The sequence below is a fragment of the Paraburkholderia sp. BL27I4N3 genome (assembly GCF_003386115.1).
Taxonomy (GTDB): domain Bacteria; phylum Pseudomonadota; class Gammaproteobacteria; order Burkholderiales; family Burkholderiaceae; genus Paraburkholderia.
Map to the genome: position 1 here is coordinate 5161617 of NZ_QREJ01000001.1, position 19905 is coordinate 5181521.

Consider the following 19905-nt stretch of genomic DNA (forward strand, 5'->3'; position numbering starts at 1 on the left):
AGCGCGAAAACGCGCCGCGGTCTATGTGGCCGCGGCGCGCGTCATGCGTGCAAAGAGACTTGATCCATAAGGGAAAAGCGCGTTGACGGCGCAGCACTCACCAGGAGAATGCTGCGCCTGCGCAATGCCTCGTCCGATCAGCCCGGCGAGCGGGCCGTCGCCGCTGCCGGCGCGGGCACCGCGGCTTGCAGATGCTCGCCTCCCTCGCCGCCAGCCGGCGCCGCGTCCGACGGATGGGCCGAGCGCTCCGACTGAGCCAGCAACGTGCCGACCGACGGATCGATCGCGTCGGTGAACGGCTTCGGATTGATGCCGATGGCGAGCACCAGCAGCGCCATCGCGCCGAGCAGCACGAACTCGCGCTTGCCGACATCCTTGAGATTCGCGACGCGCGCGTTGGCGATCGCGCCGAAGATCACGCGCTTGTACATCCACAGCGTGTACGCCGCGCTCAGAATCAGCGTGGTGGCCGCCATCGCGCCGATCCAGAAATTGAAACGGATCGCGCCCATCAGCACCATGAATTCGCCGACGAAACCCGACGTGCCCGGCAGGCCGATATTGGCCATGGAAAACAGCATCACGAACGCGGCGAAGCGCGGCATGGTGTTGGCCACACCGCCGTACTCGGCGATCGAGGCAGTCTTCGTGCGGTCGTAGAGCATGCCGGTGCACAACAGCATCGCGCCCGACACCACGCCGTACGACAGCATCTGCACGATCGCGCCGGCCTGGCCGATGCGGTTGAACACGAACAGGCCGAGCGTGACGAGGCCCATGTGCGCGACCGTCGAATACGCGAGCAGGCGGCGCATGTCGGTCTGCACGAGCGCCAGCAGGCTCGCGTAGATCACCGCGACGAGCGAGAGCGTGATCATCATCGGCGCGAAGAAGTGGCTCGCCTGCGGCGCGATCGGCAAGGCGAAACGCAGCAGACCGTAGCCGCCCAGCTTCAGCATGCCGATCATCACGGCGGCGCCCGTCGGACCGTCGAGGTGGACGTCGGGCAGCCACGTGTGCAGCGGCCACATCGGCACCTTCACGCCGAACGCGGCGAGGAAACCGAGAAAGATCAGGACCTGCGGCCACGTGCCGAGGTGCGTCTCGCGCCACAGCGCGAGGTCGAAGCTGTGCGTCTGGCTGTATAGATAGAGCATCGACATCAGCATCAGCAGCGAGCCGAGAAACGACACGAAGAAGAATTTCACCGCGGCGTACGAGCGGTTCGACTGGCCCCACGTTCCGATTAGCAGATAGAGCGGAATCAGCGTCGCTTCGAAAGAGATGAAGAACAGCATGCCGTCGAGCGAGGTGAACACGCCCTGCATGAAACCCGACAGCATCAGGAAGGCGCCGAAGTACTGCGCGGTCCGCTCGGTGATCGACTCCCACGAGGCGACCACGATGATGATCGTGGTGAGGGCGGTCAGCGCGACGAGCCACAGCGAGATTCCGTCCACGCCCACGTGCCAGGCGATATCGAAGGTGGGCGACCAGCGCGCGTTCTCGACGAACTGCATCGACGTGACGTCGTTGCGGAAATTCGACACCAGCGGAATCACCGGCAGAAAACCCGCAATCGCGCCGATCAACGCGAGCCACCGTGTGCGACCACGTGCCGCGTCGGATCCGGCACGCAAAACCACCACGCCGGCGACAATAGGGATCCAGATTAGAAGGCTAAGAAGAGGCAATGGCATGTGCTCTATCGAAACTTGAAGTACAAAAACGCCGCATCAATGCCTTCGAAATCGAAAGCATTGAAATGGATATGTAGGCTGGATTTCGCTGAAATTTGACGTGCAATCGGGGTTGGCCGCTACACGTTTACCCGCAGTCGAATGACCAAGGGTGGGAGATTACCAAGATAAGAATACTTTTGCAGCGCAACAACGCTGCAAAGCCTCTGGCAATGCATCGTTGCGACGCCTGGGCTTGCGGAATGGATAAAAATGTGCAGACGCACAAATCCGCCGGCGCCGGTTGCAGCGGCGGATTTTAGGGGAAAAAGCGAGCAGTTGATAGCCAGTTAGAAACTCTTGCACAATCCCCAGGCATGCGTTCGGAGCCGGAATAGACAATGCTCGTTCCCGACGGAGCAGCGGCGCGCATTTCGAGCTTCCGGAGAAAATTTTTTGCTTAGCCGCGAGCATAAATTTTTTGATCCTCCGCTCTAAATAATCCGGCGCAAGGTGACGAAGGTTCGGGACAGGAAACCGACGGCACGCGTGTGAGCGCGCTCCCGGTACGCGCGTGGGGCGTCGGCGTGCCTTACAGAAGGCGAATATACTTCGGCGGTTCAAGGACAGATGTGCGTGCGCCGGTGCAGCGCTTTTCTGGTCTGCGTTTAGCCTGTACAGACGCCGCCCACACTTTTCGGAAAACGCATGCTACGTGACGAAGGCGTCGTCCCCGCGCTCGAGTGCCGCGGGCTCAGCAAGACCTATGGCGCGGGCCGCATCGTGCTGGCGCAACTGGATTTCATACTCGGTCCGGGCGAGTTCGTCGCGATCATGGGCGACTCCGGTGTCGGCAAATCGACGCTGCTGAATCTAGTGGCCGGCCTGGACAGTGCGGATAGCGGCGACGTGATCATCGACGGCAGCGCCGTTTCGCGCCTGGACGACAACGCGGCGACGCGCCTGCGACGGCAAAAACTCGGCTTTGTCTTCCAGGCGTTTCACGTGCTGCCGCATCTGACGCTTGCGCAGAACGTGGCGCTGCCACTGCTGCTCAACGAACTGCCCACCGCCGCCGCGCTCGACATGCTCGCGGCGGTCGGCCTCGGCGGACGCGGCGACGACTTTCCGCGTCAACTCTCGGGTGGCGAATTGCAGCGTGTCGCGATTGCGAGAGCGCTGGTGCATCGCCCGAAACTGCTGCTCGCCGACGAACCCACTGGCAACCTCGATCCCGATACGGCGCACGAAGTGCTCGGCCTGTTCCGCGCGCAAAGCAAGGCGACCGGCGCGGCCACGATCATGGTGACGCACTCGGAAGCCGCCGCGGCGGTCGCCGACCGCATCCTGATCCTGAGCGACGGCGGTTTGCATGCGACGCCTCCTTCTACAGCCCTGACCTTCGGCTCCCGTAACCGCACGCCTTCCGCCGATGATATCCGCTGATTCCCGTCCCCTACCGCGCTTGCGAGGCCATCGCGTTCTCGCGCGCTGGCTGCTGGGCGCCGAATGGCGCAGTCATCGCGGACGCGCCCTGGTTGCAATGGCAACGATTGCGCTCGGCGTGGCGCTCGGTTACGCCGTGCAGTTGATCAACAGCGCGGCGTTCAGCGAATTTTCCGCGGCGGCCCGCAGTCTGTCGGGCGAAGCCGATCTGCAGGTGCGCGGCGCCCAACCGTTAGTCGACGAAGCCATCTATCCGCTAGTCGCCAACGAGCCCGGCGTGGCGCTAGCCAGCCCCGTGCTCGCACTCGACGTCACCGTGCCCGATCGGAGCGCCGCACTGCCGGTGCTCGGCATCGACGTGTTTAAAGCGAGCCGCATTGCGCCCGACCTGATCGGCGTGCCGTCGCCGGATAAGCCGTTCGATACCCTCGCGGCCGACACCGTGTTTCTCTCTACGGCGGCGCAGCAATGGCTGAAGGTGAAAGCCGGCGACGAGGTGGCGCTGCGAAGCGGCACCTCGATCGTGCATTTGCGCGTGGCGGGCGGCATCGTGAGAACACGGCCGGGCCAGCGGCTCGCCGTCATGGATATCGCCGCCGCGCAGTGGCGGTTCGGCAAAGTGGGCAAGCTCTCGCGAGTGGACGTGCAACTCGAACGCGGCGTCGACCGCGAGCGCTTCAGACGTGAGATGCAAGCGCGGCTCGGCAACCAGTGGGTCATTGCCGAAACGCGTGACGCCGAAAGCCGCACCGATCGCCTCTCGCGCGCGTATCGGATCAATATGAATGTGCTCGCGCTGGTGGCGTTGTTTACCGGCGCGTTTCTGGTGTTTTCGACGCAGGCGCTGAGCGTCGTGCGACGGCGCGCGCAGTTCGGCATGCTGCGTGTGCTCGGGCTGACGCGGGGTCAGTTGTTGCGCCAGATCCTGATGGAGGGCGCGTTGCTGGGTCTGCTCGGCTCGCTCGCCGGACTCGCGCTCGGCTACGCCATGGCGAGCGGTGCGCTGCATTTTTTCGGCAGCGATCTGGGCGGCGGCTACTTTCCCGGCGTGCAGCCGCAAGTCGGCTTCGAACCGCTGGCGAGCGCGTTGTTTCTGATGCTCGGGCTGGCCGTAGCGGTGTTGGGCAGTCTCGCCCCCGCACTGGAAGCGGCGCGTGCGCGGCCCGCCACGGCGCTCAAGGCGGGCGCCGAAGAAGGCGCGTTGGCGCGGCTCGCCACACCGTGGCCCGCCCTGCTGTGTCTGCTGGCCGCCGCTGTGCTCACGCAGTTGCCGCCGCTGTTCGACGCGCCGATTGGCGGTTATCTGGCCGTCGCGTTGCTGCTGGTCGGCGGGATTGCGTTGATGCCGCGCGTGACCGCGCTCATCTTCGGCGCGGCGAGTCGTATTTTCGCCGCGCGACGCCGGGCCGGCGCGGCCGGCACGCTGGCGCTCGCACGACTGGCGAACGCGCCTGGGCATGCGTCGATCGCCATGGGCGGTGTGCTGTCGAGCTTTGCGCTGATCGTCGCGATGGCCATCATGGTGGCGAGCTTCCGGGTTTCCGTTGAAGACTGGCTGGTTCATCTGCTCTCCGCCGATCTGTATGTTCGTGTGGCGCCGAACGGAGACACCGGCGGTTTGCGGCTGGACGAACAGAGCAGGCTCGCGGCCGTGCCCGGCGTTAGAACAGCCGCGTTCGCGCGCACTTCGCATCTGACATTCGACCCTGCGCGGCCCGACATCGCTCTGCTCGCGCGCGAGATCGACGCGGCCGATCCAGGCGCGAATCTGCAGATGACCGGTGCCGTGTTGCCGCCTGCTGAATTTCACGCGGGCGAAACACCTATTTGGGTATCCGAAGCAATGGTCGATCTGTATGGATACAAGCTGGGTCAGCGCGTTCGATTGCCGTTTGGCGAACGCGGCCACGTGTTCGTGGTGGCGGGCGTATGGCGCGATTACGTGCGGCAAACCGGCGCCATTCAGATACGGCTCGCCGATTTCCGGCGCTTGACCGGTGACACGAGTGCAACCGATGTGGCCGTCACCGTTCAGCGGGGGACGAGTGTCGAGCAAATTGCCGTGGGGCTGCGCGCACTGCCGTTCGGGGCATCGCTGGACTTGTCCCTACCGGGTGAAATCCGCGCGCGCACGCTGGTGATTTTCGACCGCAGTTTTGCGGTCACCTATCTTCTCGAAGCGGTCGCTATCGTGATCGGCTTGTTCGGCGTGGCGGCGACGTTCTCCGCGCAGACGCTCGCTCGTTCGCGTGAGTTCGGCATGCTGCGGCATGTCGGTGTGACGCGCTCGCAGGTGCTCGCTATCCTCGCGCTCGAAGGCGGCATGCTCACCGCTTGCGGCATTGCACTGGGCTTCGTGCTCGGCTTCGCGATCAGTCTGATTCTGGTGTTCGTCGTCAATCCGCAGTCGTTTCACTGGAGCATGTCGCTGCACGTGCCATGGATGGCGCTCGCCACCGTCGCGTTGGTGATGCTCGCTTCGTCGTGTTCGACGGCGGTGATTGCGGGACGCGGCGCAGTGTCGGTGGATGCGGTGCGTGCCGTGAAGGAGGATTGGTGATGAAGGCTTTATCGCGCGATCCGGCACGGTGGGGTATGCGCGCGGTAGCGGCGCGCTTTGATCTCGTCGGCGAGGAAAGACGGTTCGTTTTGCGGCGGCCTGATCCGCACATGGGGATCGTGGTTTTGGACGGGAACATGTCGAAGGACGCGTTGATTGGGCGCGAGGTGCCATGGATCGGAGCGTGCTTCGATTTGGCCTCCGGCCACGGGTATTGCACCTCGCTGCAACGACGTGAGGTGCGGATCACCGGCGTGGATTGGGGCGAGACTATTCCGAGCTACGGGTCGATTGGGCGCGAGGTGCCATGGACGTCGGCTCGCCTGACTGTCGCGAGTGGCGGATCCAACGTCGCCCTGCGTTCACGTGCGCCGCAGCGGGCGCGCGCGGCGTCGGGTGAGAGTTTGCGGTGCTACATGTCGCTTGCACGCAAGATGCCGTCGTGCCAGTTGCCGGTTGAGTCCGCTCGTGTCGCGAATCGGCGCATAGGTACGCGTATTCGCGGCTTGCTGTCCATCTTGATGCTGACTGCCTGGCCCGCGTTCGCCGCAGCGCCCCAATTCGCCGCGGTCACACCCGATCACGCAATCGCCCTGCCGCAGGACACCGGTGCGCACGCAGCCTTTCGCACCGAATGGTGGTACGCGACAGGTTGGCTCACCACGCCGGATAACCAGTCGCTCGGATTTCAGATCACCTTCTTCCGTTCCGCAACCGGGCATGACGCCGCCGATCCGAGTGCTTTCGCGCCTTCGCAATTGATCATTGCCCATGCGGCGTTAAGCGATCCCGCGTTCGGCCATCTTGCGCACGAGCAGCGCATTGCCCGTCAAGGATTCGGTCTGGCGTATGCGAAGCCGGCCAACACGGACGTCAAACTCGACGCATGGAAAATGGTTCGGGCCGCTGACGGTCACTACGACGTCGTTGCGGACGCGAACGGTTTTTCGCTGCATCTCAAGTTGACACCGACGCAAGCACCTTTGATTCAGGGCGAACGCGGCTATTCACGCAAGGGGCCGCGGCCTGAGCAGGCGAGTTATTACTACAGCGAGCCGCAATTGCGCGTAACTGGCGGCGTAGTTCGACCGGTCGCGGCAGGCGGTTCGTCGCATGGCGAGACTCCTGTAACGGGAACGGCGTGGCTCGATCACGAATGGTCGAGCACATTGCTCGACGCCAATGCGGTAGGCTGGGATTGGCTCGGCGCCAACCTCACCGACGGCTCTGCGCTGATGGCATTCAAGGTACGAAGTCGCGATGGACACGCTGTGTGGGCGCACGCGGCATTTCGCAAACCCAACGGCGAGGTGACGACATTCGCCCCCGATCAAGTCGACTTTACGCCGCTTCGCACATGGCGCTCGCCGCGCACAAACACTTCTTATCCCGTCTCGATGATGGTCAAAACCGGCGTGCTGACGTGGAAACTCGATCCGCTGATGGACGATCAGGAGCTCGATTCGCGGCAATCGACGGGCGCGGTGTACTGGGAAGGCGCAGTGCGGGTGAGCCGCGAAGGTGTGGACGTTGGACGGGCGTATCTGGAACTGACGGGTTACGCGGATGCGCGGCGGATGGGGCGGGAGTGAAGGCGGGTTACACGGCGGTTTTTTTCCGCGTATGGCGGCGGGGTAAACGCAGAAACCCCACCTTTGCGGGGTGGGGTTTCTGTTTGCTGCTGGGGAGCCTGACGATTACCTACTTTCACACGGGTAATCCGCACTATCATCGGCGTGGAGTCGTTTCACGGTCCTGTTCGGGATGGGAAGGGGTGGGACCGACTCGCTATGGTCATCAGGCATGACTTGTTGCTGCACTGCTCGTGGAGCAATGCAACCAATCGGGAAGAAGTAGCTGAGAGGATGCCTCTCGTGTTGCTTTGGGCTGTGTTGTTTCTGGCACAACACGATCACTTAACCTGAGTGGCCTTGCCCCCTTCGGGGGTGGGATGCCCGTCAGTGCTGAAGCACTGACGATCATTGCAAAACACACCTGTTATAGGATCAAGCCTTACGGGCAATTAGTATCAGTTAGCTTAACGCATTACTGCGCTTCCACACCTGACCTATCAACGTCCTGGTCTTGAACGACCCTTCAAGGGGCTCGAAGCCCCGGGGATATCTCATCTTAAGGCGAGTTTCCCGCTTAGATGCTTTCAGCGGTTATCTCTTCCGAACATAGCTACCCGGCGATGCCACTGGCGTGACAACCGGTACACCAGAGGTTCGTCCACTCCGGTCCTCTCGTACTAGGAGCAGCCCCCTTCAAATATCCAGCGCCCACGGCAGATAGGGACCAAACTGTCTCACGACGTTTTAAACCCAGCTCACGTACCTCTTTAAATGGCGAACAGCCATACCCTTGGGACCGGCTACAGCCCCAGGATGAGATGAGCCGACATCGAGGTGCCAAACACCGCCGTCGATATGAACTCTTGGGCGGTATCAGCCTGTTATCCCCAGAGTACCTTTTATCCGTTGAGCGATGGCCCTTCCATACAGAACCACCGGATCACTATGACCTGCTTTCGCACCTGCTCGACTTGTCGGTCTCGCAGTTAAGCACGCTTATGCCATTGCACTATCAGCACGATTTCCGACCGTACCTAGCGTACCTTCGTACTCCTCCGTTACACTTTGGGAGGAGACCGCCCCAGTCAAACTGCCTACCATGCACTGTCCCCGATCCGGATTACGGACCAAGGTTAGAACCTCAAACAAACCAGGGTGGTATTTCAAGGGCGGCTCCACGCAGACTGGCGTCCACGCTTCAAAGCCTCCCACCTATCCTACACAGACCGGTTCAAAGTCCAATGCAAAGCTACAGTAAAGGTTCATGGGGTCTTTCCGTCTAGCCGCGGGGAGATTGCATCATCACAAACACTTCAACTTCGCTGAGTCTCGGGAGGAGACAGTGTGGCCATCGTTACGCCATTCGTGCAGGTCGGAACTTACCCGACAAGGAATTTCGCTACCTTAGGACCGTTATAGTTACGGCCGCCGTTTACCGGGACTTCAATCAAGAGCTTGCACCCCATCATTTAATCTTCCGGCACCGGGCAGGCGTCACACCCTATACGTCCACTTTCGTGTTTGCAGAGTGCTGTGTTTTTATTAAACAGTCGCAGCCACCAGTTTATTGCAACCCCTTCACCCTTTGCGCGCAGGCGCATCAGGCTACAGGGGCGTACCTTATCCCGAAGTTACGGTACCAATTTGCCGAGTTCCTTCTCCCGAGTTCTCTCAAGCGCCTTAGAATACTCATCTCGCCCACCTGTGTCGGTTTGCGGTACGGTCTTGTTAAACTGAAGCTTAGAGGCTTTTCTTGGAACCACTTCCGATTGCTTCTTCACCGAAGTGAATGGCCTCGCACCCTTGAATCCTGCGCCCGGATTTGCCAAAGCGCCTTCTCCAATGCAAGGACCGGGACTTCCAACACCCGGACAACCTTCCGCGATCCGTCCCCCCATCGCATTTAACAATGGTGCAGGAATATTAACCTGCTTCCCATCAGCTACGCATTTCTGCCTCGCCTTAGGGGCCGACTCACCCTACGCCGATGAACGTTGCGTAGGAAACCTTGGGCTTACGGCGAGGGGGCTTTTCACCCCCTTTATCGCTACTCATGTCAGCATTCGCACTTCCGATACCTCCAGCACACTTTCCAGTGCACCTTCGCAGGCTTACGGAACGCTCTCCTACCATGCACATAAATGTGCATCCGCAGCTTCGGTATATTGCTTAGCCCCGTTACATCTTCCGCGCAGGACGACTCGATCAGTGAGCTATTACGCTTTCTTTAAAGGATGGCTGCTTCTAAGCCAACCTCCTGACTGTTTTAGCCTTCCCACTTCGTTTCCCACTTAGCAATATTTGGGGACCTTAGCTGGCGGTCTGGGTTGTTTCCCTCTTGACACCGGACGTTAGCACCCGATGTCTGTCTCCCGTGATTGCACTCTTCGGTATTCGGAGTTTGCTATGGCGTAGTAATCCGCAATGGACCCCACAACCATGACAGTGCTCTACCCCCGAAGGTGATACACGAGGCACTACCTAAATAGTTTTCGGAGAGAACCAGCTATTTCCAGGTTTGTTTAGCCTTTCACCCCTATCCACAGCTCATCCCCTAACTTTTCAACGTTAGTGGGTTCGGACCTCCAGTACGTGTTACCGCACCTTCATCCTGGCCATGGATAGATCACCTGGTTTCGGGTCTACACCCAGCGACTGAATCGCCCTGTTCGGACTCGCTTTCGCTACGCCTGCCCTAATCGGTTAAGCTTGCCACTGAATGTAAGTCGCTGACCCATTATACAAAAGGTACGCCGTCACCCCTTCGCAGAGGCTCCGACTGTTTGTATGCATGCGGTTTCAGGATCTGTTTCACTCCCCTCCCGGGGTTCTTTTCGCCTTTCCCTCACGGTACTGGTTCACTATCGGTCGATCACGAGTATTTAGCCTTGGAGGATGGTCCCCCCATCTTCAGACAGGATTTCACGTGTCCCGCCCTACTTGTCGTACACCTAGTTCTTCCTCGCTGTTTTCGTCTACAGGGCTATCACCTGCTATGGCGGCACTTTCCAGAGCCTTCGACTAACAATGAAGATAAAGAGTACAGGCTGGTCCCATTTCGCTCGCCACTACTCTGGGAATCTCGGTTGATTTCTTTTCCTGCGGTTACTTAGATGTTTCAGTTCACCGCGTTCGCTTCACGTAGCCTATGTATTCAGCTACGGATGACCCATACGGGCCGGGTTTCCCCATTCGGATATCGGTGGATCAAAGCTCGTTTGCCAGCTCCCCACCGCTTTTCGCAGGCTACCGCGTCCTTCATCGCCTGTGATCGCCAAGGCATCCACCACATGCACTTGTTCGCTTGACCCTATAACGGGTGTGTCTCCTGCATGATCCACGGGGAATCACACGCTCGCCACCCTCGCTACAGGTTGAGTATTCGTGTTGCGCCGTATTCCAAAAGCGATCTTTCGATCTCTCTTTTCATACATTGATACAATCACAACCCTGATTCACCTACTCAACCACCCATCTCTAAGTGATCTTTCGTGAATCTCTTTACTACTTCTTCCTGATTGTTAAAGAACGACAGCCGATATAAAGCTCTGCTTCATATCACTCTGACTGGCTCAATCGCCAATGCACAACGCTCTGCCTTTTACTGCCCGCAGAACGCTACGCATTGAGGATTGGTGGAGGATGACGGGATCGAACCGACGACCCCCTGCTTGCAAAGCAGGTGCTCTCCCAGCTGAGCTAATCCCCCAGTCATACAGCTACCCCAGAGGTTCAGACGATCAGCACACCAGACAAGACTTTGGTGGGTCTGGATGGATTCGAACCATCGACCCCCGCCTTATCAAGACGGTGCTCTAACCGACTGAGCTACAGACCCCTGAGTCTGTCCTGATTTCACAGCCGATAAGCGTGAGCGCTCAACGCATTGCTTTTACACAACTGACGCGTTTAGCTCGAGAAAGGAGGTGATCCAGCCGCACCTTCCGATACGGCTACCTTGTTACGACTTCACCCCAGTCATGAATCCTACCGTGGTGACCGTCCTCCTTGCGGTTAGACTAGCCACTTCTGGTAAAACCCACTCCCATGGTGTGACGGGCGGTGTGTACAAGACCCGGGAACGTATTCACCGCGGCATGCTGATCCGCGATTACTAGCGATTCCAGCTTCACGCACTCGAGTTGCAGAGTGCGATCCGGACTACGATCGGTTTTCTGGGATTGGCTCCCCCTCGCGGGTTGGCGACCCTCTGTTCCGACCATTGTATGACGTGTGAAGCCCTACCCATAAGGGCCATGAGGACTTGACGTCATCCCCACCTTCCTCCGGTTTGTCACCGGCAGTCTCCCTAGAGTGCTCTTGCGTAGCAACTAGGGACAAGGGTTGCGCTCGTTGCGGGACTTAACCCAACATCTCACGACACGAGCTGACGACAGCCATGCAGCACCTGTGTTATGGCTCCCTTTCGGGCACTCCCACCTCTCAGCAGGATTCCATACATGTCAAGGGTAGGTAAGGTTTTTCGCGTTGCATCGAATTAATCCACATCATCCACCGCTTGTGCGGGTCCCCGTCAATTCCTTTGAGTTTTAATCTTGCGACCGTACTCCCCAGGCGGTCAACTTCACGCGTTAGCTACGTTACCAAGTCAATGAAGACCCGACAACTAGTTGACATCGTTTAGGGCGTGGACTACCAGGGTATCTAATCCTGTTTGCTCCCCACGCTTTCGTGCATGAGCGTCAGTATTGGCCCAGGGGGCTGCCTTCGCCATCGGTATTCCTCCACATCTCTACGCATTTCACTGCTACACGTGGAATTCTACCCCCCTCTGCCATACTCTAGCCCGCCAGTCACAAATGCAGTTCCCAGGTTAAGCCCGGGGATTTCACATCTGTCTTAGCGGACCGCCTGCGCACGCTTTACGCCCAGTAATTCCGATTAACGCTTGCACCCTACGTATTACCGCGGCTGCTGGCACGTAGTTAGCCGGTGCTTATTCTTCCGGTACCGTCATCCCCCCAGGGTATTAACCCAGAGGTTTTCTTTCCGGACAAAAGTGCTTTACAACCCGAAGGCCTTCTTCACACACGCGGCATTGCTGGATCAGGCTTGCGCCCATTGTCCAAAATTCCCCACTGCTGCCTCCCGTAGGAGTCTGGGCCGTGTCTCAGTCCCAGTGTGGCTGGTCGTCCTCTCAGACCAGCTACAGATCGTCGCCTTGGTAGGCCTTTACCCCACCAACTAGCTAATCTGCCATCGGCCGCCCCTGTAGCGCGAGGTCCTAAGATCCCCCGCTTTCATCCACAGATCGTATGCGGTATTAATCCGGCTTTCGCCGGGCTATCCCCCACTACAGGACACGTTCCGATGTATTACTCACCCGTTCGCCACTCGCCACCAGGATTGCTCCCGTGCTGCCGTTCGACTTGCATGTGTAAGGCATGCCGCCAGCGTTCAATCTGAGCCAGGATCAAACTCTTCAGTTCAAACCTGTTACTGTTTTTCGGTTCAGTTAAGAACCGGTCGCTCACTCAACGTACTGACGAATGATCTCTCCATCTTTCAATGGAAAAACCTTCCTTTCATTACTGTGTGAGACTTGATACTTTCGCTTGTTCCGGCAGATCCCGAAGGGCCCGCCGGCGCGTCGCGCATCAAGCGCCCACACTTATCGGCTGTTAATTTTTAAAGATCGATTACGCATTCACCACCGAACCCGCACCGCCAGTCGTCAGCATCACAACCACCCGGTACCGCTTCGTTCTGCGTCGCTGCATCAGCAGCAGAGAAACGAGATTATGGAGAACGAGCGACAGGTCGTCAACCCCCTTCGCGCAATATTTTTCGGAAAGTTAAGAGGCGCGGAAACAGACCGCTCCAACAACGCCGCCCAATTAGTTAGGCATCCGATTTAATTGACTGTTCATGAGGCAATCGTACTCGCGACGGCCAGCCAGGTGCTCAGCAGCCGCGCCTCCCCGCTGTTAAAACAGCCACGCGAGCCTCCTCACTATATAGACACAAGGCGCACGCCCGACAGCAGCGTCGAAACAACTGGAAAGCCGGCGCCACCGCAAAAACTAAAGTTTCGCAGTCGCCAGCCGTCAACCAGGATACCCCGTCACTTAAATAGCCGCCGACCATGGACAATCCAGTCGAGGAACACGTCGAGGAAGCCTCATCCGCAACCCAAACCACAGCGCTGAATCCGGAGCAGGTGCCAGTAGGCGCGCCCCTGGACTGGCCGATCGTCGACGCCGACGGCACGCTGCTGTTCGCGAGCGGCACCATCCTGGCGACCACGGACGAGCGCAAATTCCTGTTCGGACACTTCCGTCCGCAGCGCGGCGACTTACTGGACGCGACCACGCAACCGCCATTGCCGGCAGAGACGCAAGCGGATTCCAACGGCGAACTGACGCTCAAGGACATGCATCTGGAAATCGGTGCCTTGGTCGGTGTGCGCTCGCAGCTCGGCAGCGGCGCGCCCATGCACCCGTGCCGCATCATCGGTTTCGCGCCGAATCATTCACTCTTCGTCACTCCGCCCATGCACGAAGGCCGCATTTTCCCGCTCAGCATCGGCGAAAACATCGAAATCGTCGCGATCGCCAGCCATGCGGTGTTCCGTTTCGTCTGCACGATCGAAGCGATCTGCCGTACGCCGTTCGACTACGTCGTGCTGTCGAAGCCCGGCGTGATCCGCCGCCTGCGCGAACGCAAATCGATCCGCGTCCGCGCGCACCTTGCGGTGCGTTTCGGCATCGGTCAAAGCGGGGAATCGTATGAGGGCGTTGGACTCGCGAAAGGCATCAGCGCGCTCGGCATGTCGCTGGACGCCTCGTGGACTCTCGGCGCCGTCGGCGAACGGTTGCGCGTTGCGTTTCGCCTGAAGTCGAAGGATCTCGACACGGAGATCGAAACCACGGCGGTGATCCGCAACGTGCAGAAAGGCAGCGGCCCTGGCGAGCCTTCGACGCACGGGCTCGAACTCGATCAACTCGACGCAGCCCAGCAGATGGCGATGAAAGTCTTCGTATTCGACCGTCAGGACGATGTGGTGTATTGGTCGAGCGGCCTGAAATAAGCGCACGCCCATGAGCGGCACGGCCCGCGAGCCGCTCAGCCCATCAGCATCAGTTCTTCCGGCATCAAGCGCCGCGCGCCCCAGGCATCGGCGAGCACTTCGCAGCGGCCCAGCCGGATCGCTTCTCGCTCGAAATCGACGAACACCACCTCGTCCGCATCCGGCGGCCGCGCCGGCATGTCACGCGTGCGGCCATCGGTCAGAATCCACAACCAGCGTTGCTGCCCGGGCTTGCGGCGCGCGCAGCGATCCAGCAGCTGGGACGCACGCTGAACGCCTGCCGTCAGCGGCGTGCCGCCTCCGCCACCCACTGGGCTCAGCCACCGCTCGTTCCACCAGCGCGGCACAGCGGGGCCGAAACGCACATCCGCACCGGCGCCGCCGAAACAGACCAGCGCCGCCTCGGCTCGCGCCGCGCTTGCACGATCGAACAAGGCGATCAGCAATCCCTTGGCGAGCGCGAGGCGCTGCCCGGTCAGCATGGAACCCGAGCAATCGAGTACGAAGCAGTGCAGCACGCCGCCGCGCGGCGCCTCGCGCACGAAGTGCAGATGCCCGGCGCGCAGCGTCTCCTGGCGCTTCGCGCCGAGCGTGGCCGGCCAGTCGATGCGCTTGCCCGGCTCGCCGCGCAAGCGCCCGCGCGAACCGGCAGTTGTGCCCGCGCCTCGCAGCCATCGAAAACCGCTGCGCAAGTCAGCGGCGGCGCCCTTCCGATGGCTCAGCGTTTTTTTACGTTAAGCGGAATGACGCCCTTGACGTGCGTGGTTGCGGCCGGCTCGGGCGCGAGGTAGCCCCAGTCGCTATCGCCGGTCGCGGCGGCCGGCGGCGTATTGCCTTGCGCGGATGAGGAGCGGCTCCCGGCAGGCGCCTCCCGCTCGCCGTCTCTCTCACGCGTCTCACCCGCCGCCGGCGACTCGCGAACATGCCGCCGATGACCCAACACCGCCTCAGCCACCCGATCGACATGCTGCGTCGTCACCGTAGCCGCCTGTTCGAGCGCCGCCAACGCACGCGCCGCGCGCAGCATCACGAGATCGGCGCGCAAACCGTCCACGGCGGCGTCGATGCACAGCGCGCTCACATGCGCATGCACGGCGTCGTCGAATGAGAGTTGCGGCAGCGCTTCGCGCGCCACCCGAATCCGCTCGACATAGGCCGCCTGCTGCTGCGCGTAGCCCGCACGAAAACCCTGCGGATCGAGGTCGAACGCCAGCCGCGCTTTCACGATCGCCTGACGCACGAGCGGCTCGAAACAGTTCTGCAACTCGACCATCAAGCCGAAACGGTCGATCAATTGCGGCCGCAGTTCGCCTTCTTCAGGATTCATCGTGCCGATCAGCACGAAGCTCGCGTCGTGGCTATGCGATACGCCATCGCGCTCGACGGTATTCACGCCGCTCGCGGCCGCGTCGAGCAAGGCATCGACAAGCGCGTCCGGCAGCAGATTGACTTCATCCACATACAGCACGCCGCGATGCGCTTTGGCAAGAAGACCCGGCGAGAAGCGCACCGAACCGTCGCGCAACACAGTTTCGATATCGAGCGTGCCGATCAGACGATCTTCGCTGGCGCCAAGCGGCAGATTCACCAGTTGCCCTTCCGGCAGCAACTCAGCCAACGCGCGCGCCGCAGTCGACTTCGCCGTGCCACGCGGCCCGGTGACCAGCACGCCGCCCAACCCCGGATCGATGGCGGCTAACAGCAGCGCGTGCTGCAACGGCGTCTGGCCGATCAACGCGGCAAAGGGAAAAACGGGCCGCGCGGCAGCCGCGCTCATCGCTGGATTCATGTTTGCATTCCTTCGATCTGCCGCTCGCTCGCAAGCAGATGCTGTTCGACTTGCGCGCGAAAGTCGCCGGGTGCCTGCCACAAACCGCGCTGCATGGCTTCGAGCAGGCGCTCGCAGACCGACTGCAACGCGTGCGGGTTGTGCCGTTGCAAGAACTCGCGGGTGTCTGCGTCGTTCAGGTACGCGTCAGTCACGAGCGCATATTGATGATCCGCGATCACGCGCGCCGTCGCATCGTAACCATACAGATAGTCGACGGTCGCGGCGATTTCGGCCGCGCCCTTGTACCCATGGCGCTTCACGCCATCCAGCCATTTCGGATTGACCACGCGCGAGCGGATCACGCGCGCGATCTCCTCATGCAGCGTGCGCACGCGCGGCGCCGCCGGATTGCTGTGGTCGGCGTGATACACGCTCGGCTGATCGCCGGCCAGATGCCGCACCGCGGCGACCATGCCGCCCTGGAACTGGTAGTAATCGTTCGAATCGAGCAGGTCGTGCTCGCGGTTGTCCTGGTTCTGCAGCACCACGTCCATTGCGGCGAGACGCGCGCCGAACGCGTGACGCGCTTCTTCGCCCGCACTCTTTTGCGTGTACGCATAACCGCCCCACGCCTGATACGCGTTCGCGAGATCGGCGTCGGTTTGCCATTGGCGCGAGTCGATCATGTCCTGCAGACCCGCGCCGTAGGCGCCGGGCCGCGCGCTGAATACGCGCCAGCCGGCGCGCTTGCGCGCTTCGGCGGCGTCCATGCCGCGCGCGATCAGCGCATCGCGTTCGCGCAGCACGCGTGCGCGAATCGGATTCAGGTCCTCGGGTTCGTCGAGTTCGGCGACGGCTTGCACGGCGGCGTCAAATAAATGCATGACGTTGGCGAAGGCATCGCGGAAGAAACCGGACACCCGCAACGTGACGTCGATTCGCGGCCGGTCGAACGCCTCGATCGGCATGATTTCAAAATCGGTCACGCGATGGCTGCCCGGCGCCCACTTCGGCCGCACACCGAGCAACGCGAGCGCCTGGGCGATATCGTCGCCGCCGGTGCGCATGGTCGCGGTGCCCCAAACGGACAGACCGATGGCGCGCGGATAGTCGCCCTTCTCCTGCAAATGCCGTTCGATCAGTTGCTGCGCGGATTTCAAGCCGAGCGACCAGGCGGCCTGGGTGGGAATCGCGCGCGTGTCGACGGAATAGAAGTTGCGGCCGGTGGGCAGCACGTCGGGCCGGCCACGCGACGGCGAACCGCTCGGCCCGGGCGGCACGAAACGGCCTTCGAGGCCGCGCTTTAGCTGAAGCATTTCCTGCGGACCGCAGGCGTCGAGGCGCGGCAGCACGTCGTTACGCAGACGCTCGATCACTTGCTCCGCTTGCGGCAAGCCCGCGGCCGTCGTGGTTACCGATGCTTGCGTTCGATCTCCGCACAGGTCTCGCAGCAACTCAGCCGCCAGCAACTCCAGCCGCTCACGCGTATCGCCGCAGTGCCGCCACGGCGCATCGCTCACGCGCTGAAGTACATCGGGACGCGGACCGTCCCACACCGCCGACCAATCCACCGACAACGGATCGAACAGATGATCCATCTGCAGATCACGCGCCAGTGCATCGATCAAGCCGGCCTTGCCGCCTTGCCCGTCGCCGACAGGAAAACGCCCCAATGCCAGCAACGTATCGCGTCGCTGCACGCCGTCGGGCGATTGCCCGAACGTGTGCAAACCATCGCGAATCTGCGCTTCCTTCAACTCGCACAGCCACGCATCGACGCGCGTGAGCAGCGCGTCTTCATCGTCCTGTCCGTTCGGTGCGGCGAGACTGAGTTCCTCATGCAGCTTATGGTCGACGATGGTCGCCAGAATCGTGCGCCGCAACAGCTTCGAGCGGCGCGGATCGACCATTAGCGCTTCATAGTATTCGTCGACCTGGCGCTCCAGGTCCTGCAAAGGTCCGTAACTTTCGGCTCGCGTGAGCGGCGGCATCAAATGATCGATGATGACAGCCTGTGCGCGGCGTTTCGCCTGGCTACCCTCGCCCGGATCGTTGACGATGAACGGATACAGATGCGGCATCGGCCCGAGAATCAGATCGGGCCAGCAGGTATCGCTCAACGCGACGCTTTTGCCGGGCAGCCATTCGAGATTGCCGTGCTTGCCGACATGCACGATTGCATCGATACCGAACTGGTGACGCAACCAGAAATAGAACGCCAGATACGCATGCGGCGGCACGAGTTCGGCGTCGTGATAGCTCGCGTAGTCGCCCTGCTCGCGCGAACGCGACGGTTGAATGCCGACGAACACCTGTCCGCAACGCCAGCCCGCGATCATGAAGCGGCCGCGTCGCAGCGTCGGGTCGAGTTCCGGCGCGCCCCAACGCGCGTTCAACGCCTCGCGGGTTTCGGCGGGCAAGGCGTTGAAGTGCGCGAGATAGTCGTCGAGGGCGAGGCTCTGCAGTGCGGGACGCAGATCTCGCACGACCGGATCGTTGGTCACGCCTTCGGTGAGCTTTTTCAGCAGCGCATCGCCGCCCGAGGGCAAATCGGCCAGACGATAACCTTCGTCGCGCAGCATCGACAGAATGCCGACTACCGATGCCGGTGTATCGAGTCCCACGCCATTGCCGATGCGCCCTTCGCTCATCGGATAGTTGGCGAGGATCAGCGCGAGTTTCTTGTCCGCGTTATCGAGTGAACGCAGACGGCACCAGCGCCGGCTCAGTTCGGCGAGAAAACCCACGCGTTCAAGGTCCGCCTGATAACGCACCACGTCGACCTGAGTATGCGCACAGCGGTACGCGAGTCCCTTGAAACTGATCGCGCGCGTGATGATGCGGCCGTCCACTTCCGGCAGCGCGATATGCATGGCGATATCGCGCGAATTGAGGCCCTGATTGTCCTTGACCCAATCGTCGCGATTGCCGCCGCTCAGGATCACCTGGAGCACCGGGGCATCACCGGCGAGCGCGAGCGGCTCGGGGTCGTCGATCGCGGACGCGGCGAATGCGGTCGTATTCAGCACCAGCGCCACCTCGTGCTGCGCGCACAGCGATTGCACGACGTCGCGGCTCATCGCATCTTTCAGCGAGGTAATCGCGATCGGCAGCGGATTCAGACCTTGCGATTCGAGTGCGTCGATCAGCGCGTCGAACACCGCCGTGTTGGCAGCCTGCAGATGCGCCTTGTAGAACAGGATCGCCGCAACCGGTGCTCCCTGTTTCCAGCGCGCCTGCCAGTCGGCCATGGTCGGCGTATCGCGTTCGGGATGGTAGAGCGTGGCCGCGGGCAACGCGCGCGGCGGCGCAGGTTCGCGTCCCCAGCCGAAGGCGCGGTGGGCGATACAGCGCAGGAACGCCTCGGCATTTTGCGGGCCGCCTTCACGCAGATAGCGCCACAGTTGATGGCACAGATCCGCGCTTGCCGTGCTGCGCGCGAGCAGGTTCGGATCCTCCTGCAGATCGCCGGAGAACATCGCGAGCGTCTGCTGCTTGCGCTCGGCGAGCGCCACCACCTGCTCGATGCCGTAAGGCCAATACGCTTCGCCGCCCAGATGATCGACCACCACCACGCGCGCATGCTGCAAGACGTCTTCGAGATAAAAATCCACCGACGCCGGTTGCCGCAAATACGTGACGTTCGCGAGCCGCACGCTCGGGAAGCCTTCACCCAGCCGCGGAAAAACGCTCGCCAGCAGCGACAGCGTGGTGTCGGCGGAGCTGAGCACCACGATATCCGCGGGCTGCTGATCGATCCGGATCACGCCTTGCGTGTCGTCGACGAAACCGCCCGGCGTGGTGCGCAGCAGATGCATATGCGC

General features: G+C 61.3%; 8 protein-coding genes, 2 tRNA genes and 3 rRNA genes. 4 read left to right on the plus strand and 9 right to left on the minus strand.

Features of this window, described 5'->3' with window-relative positions; translation table 11 throughout:
- Positions 1-137 precede the first annotated feature (137 nt).
- Entirely contained in the window at positions 138-1700 is a 1563-nt protein-coding gene (locus B0G71_RS23560) for a NuoM family protein (RefSeq protein ID WP_116144600.1), read from the minus strand.
- 687 nt (positions 1701-2387) lie between these two features.
- Between B0G71_RS23560 and B0G71_RS23565 the strand changes: the two genes are divergently transcribed.
- The 3 genes from B0G71_RS23565 to B0G71_RS23575 all read left to right on the plus strand — a co-directional run bounded on the left by B0G71_RS23565 (position 2388) and on the right by B0G71_RS23575 (position 7277).
- Positions 2388-3125, plus strand: a complete 738-nt coding sequence (locus B0G71_RS23565) for an ABC transporter ATP-binding protein (RefSeq protein WP_116144602.1) — start codon at positions 2388-2390, stop codon at positions 3123-3125.
- Complete coding sequence (locus B0G71_RS23570) at positions 3112-5685, plus strand: FtsX-like permease family protein (RefSeq protein ID WP_181916814.1); 2574 nt, start codon at positions 3112-3114, stop codon at positions 5683-5685. Before B0G71_RS23565 ends, B0G71_RS23570 begins: the two co-directional genes overlap by 14 nt.
- A 521-nt stretch (positions 5686-6206) precedes the next feature.
- Positions 6207-7277 carry a carotenoid 1,2-hydratase gene (locus tag B0G71_RS23575; protein WP_258875777.1) on the plus strand — a complete coding sequence of 357 codons (1071 nt, stop codon included), beginning with the start codon at positions 6207-6209 and terminating at the stop codon, positions 7275-7277.
- A 96-nt stretch (positions 7278-7373) separates the two neighbouring features.
- Here B0G71_RS23575 and rrf read toward each other — a convergent pair.
- The 5 genes from rrf to B0G71_RS23600 all read right to left on the minus strand — a co-directional run bounded on the left by rrf (position 7374) and on the right by B0G71_RS23600 (position 12709).
- Positions 7374-7487, minus strand: a 5S ribosomal RNA gene (rrf, locus tag B0G71_RS23580).
- A 200-nt stretch (positions 7488-7687) separates the two neighbouring features.
- Positions 7688-10569: ribosomal RNA gene (locus tag B0G71_RS23585) — 23S ribosomal RNA — on the minus strand.
- A gap of 323 nt (positions 10570-10892) precedes the next feature.
- Positions 10893-10968: transfer RNA gene (locus B0G71_RS23590), tRNA-Ala, on the minus strand.
- A gap of 52 nt (positions 10969-11020) precedes the next feature.
- Positions 11021-11097 (minus strand) — tRNA-Ile (locus tag B0G71_RS23595).
- A gap of 81 nt (positions 11098-11178) precedes the next feature.
- Positions 11179-12709 (minus strand): 16S ribosomal RNA (locus B0G71_RS23600).
- Together the 16S, 23S and 5S rRNA genes with 2 tRNA genes alongside form the textbook arrangement of a ribosomal RNA operon.
- A 656-nt stretch (positions 12710-13365) precedes the next feature.
- On the opposite strand from B0G71_RS23600, the gene B0G71_RS23605 reads away from it, so the two are divergent.
- Complete coding sequence (locus B0G71_RS23605; RefSeq protein ID WP_116144604.1) at positions 13366-14310, plus strand: flagellar brake protein; 945 nt, start codon at positions 13366-13368, stop codon at positions 14308-14310.
- A 35-nt stretch (positions 14311-14345) separates the two neighbouring features.
- Here B0G71_RS23605 and B0G71_RS23610 read toward each other — a convergent pair whose 3' ends face one another.
- From B0G71_RS23610 to cobN, 3 genes are all read right to left on the minus strand, one after another.
- Entirely contained in the window at positions 14346-14942 is a 597-nt protein-coding gene (locus B0G71_RS23610) for a VWA domain-containing protein (RefSeq protein WP_116148821.1), read from the minus strand.
- Positions 14943-15028: 86 nt separating this feature from the next.
- Positions 15029-16099, minus strand: a complete 1071-nt coding sequence (locus B0G71_RS23615; protein WP_116144606.1) for an ATP-binding protein — start codon at positions 16097-16099, stop codon at positions 15029-15031.
- On the minus strand, positions 16096-19899 hold the full coding sequence (cobN, locus tag B0G71_RS23620; RefSeq protein ID WP_116144608.1) for a cobaltochelatase subunit CobN: 3804 nt from the start codon (positions 19897-19899) through the stop codon (positions 16096-16098). The genes B0G71_RS23615 and cobN overlap by 4 nt, the downstream gene beginning before the upstream one ends.
- Positions 19900-19905: the final 6 nt, after the last annotated feature.

Coding starts and splice junctions, on each gene's coding strand:
- B0G71_RS23605 (WP_116144604.1), top strand. CDS start 13,366: ATGGACAATCCAGTCGAGGAACACGTCGAGGAAGCCTCATCCGCAACC.
- B0G71_RS23570 (WP_181916814.1), top strand. CDS start 3,112: ATGATATCCGCTGATTCCCGTCCCCTACCGCGCTTGCGAGGCCATCGC.
- B0G71_RS23565 (WP_116144602.1), top strand. CDS start 2,388: ATGCTACGTGACGAAGGCGTCGTCCCCGCGCTCGAGTGCCGCGGGCTC.
- B0G71_RS23615 (WP_116144606.1), bottom strand. CDS start 16,099: ATGAATCCAGCGATGAGCGCGGCTGCCGCGCGGCCCGTTTTTCCCTTT.
- B0G71_RS23575 (WP_258875777.1), top strand. CDS start 6,207: ATGCTGACTGCCTGGCCCGCGTTCGCCGCAGCGCCCCAATTCGCCGCG.
- cobN (WP_116144608.1), bottom strand. CDS start 19,899: ATGCATCTGCTGCGCACCACGCCGGGCGGTTTCGTCGACGACACGCAA.
- B0G71_RS23560 (WP_116144600.1), bottom strand. CDS start 1,700: ATGCCATTGCCTCTTCTTAGCCTTCTAATCTGGATCCCTATTGTCGCC.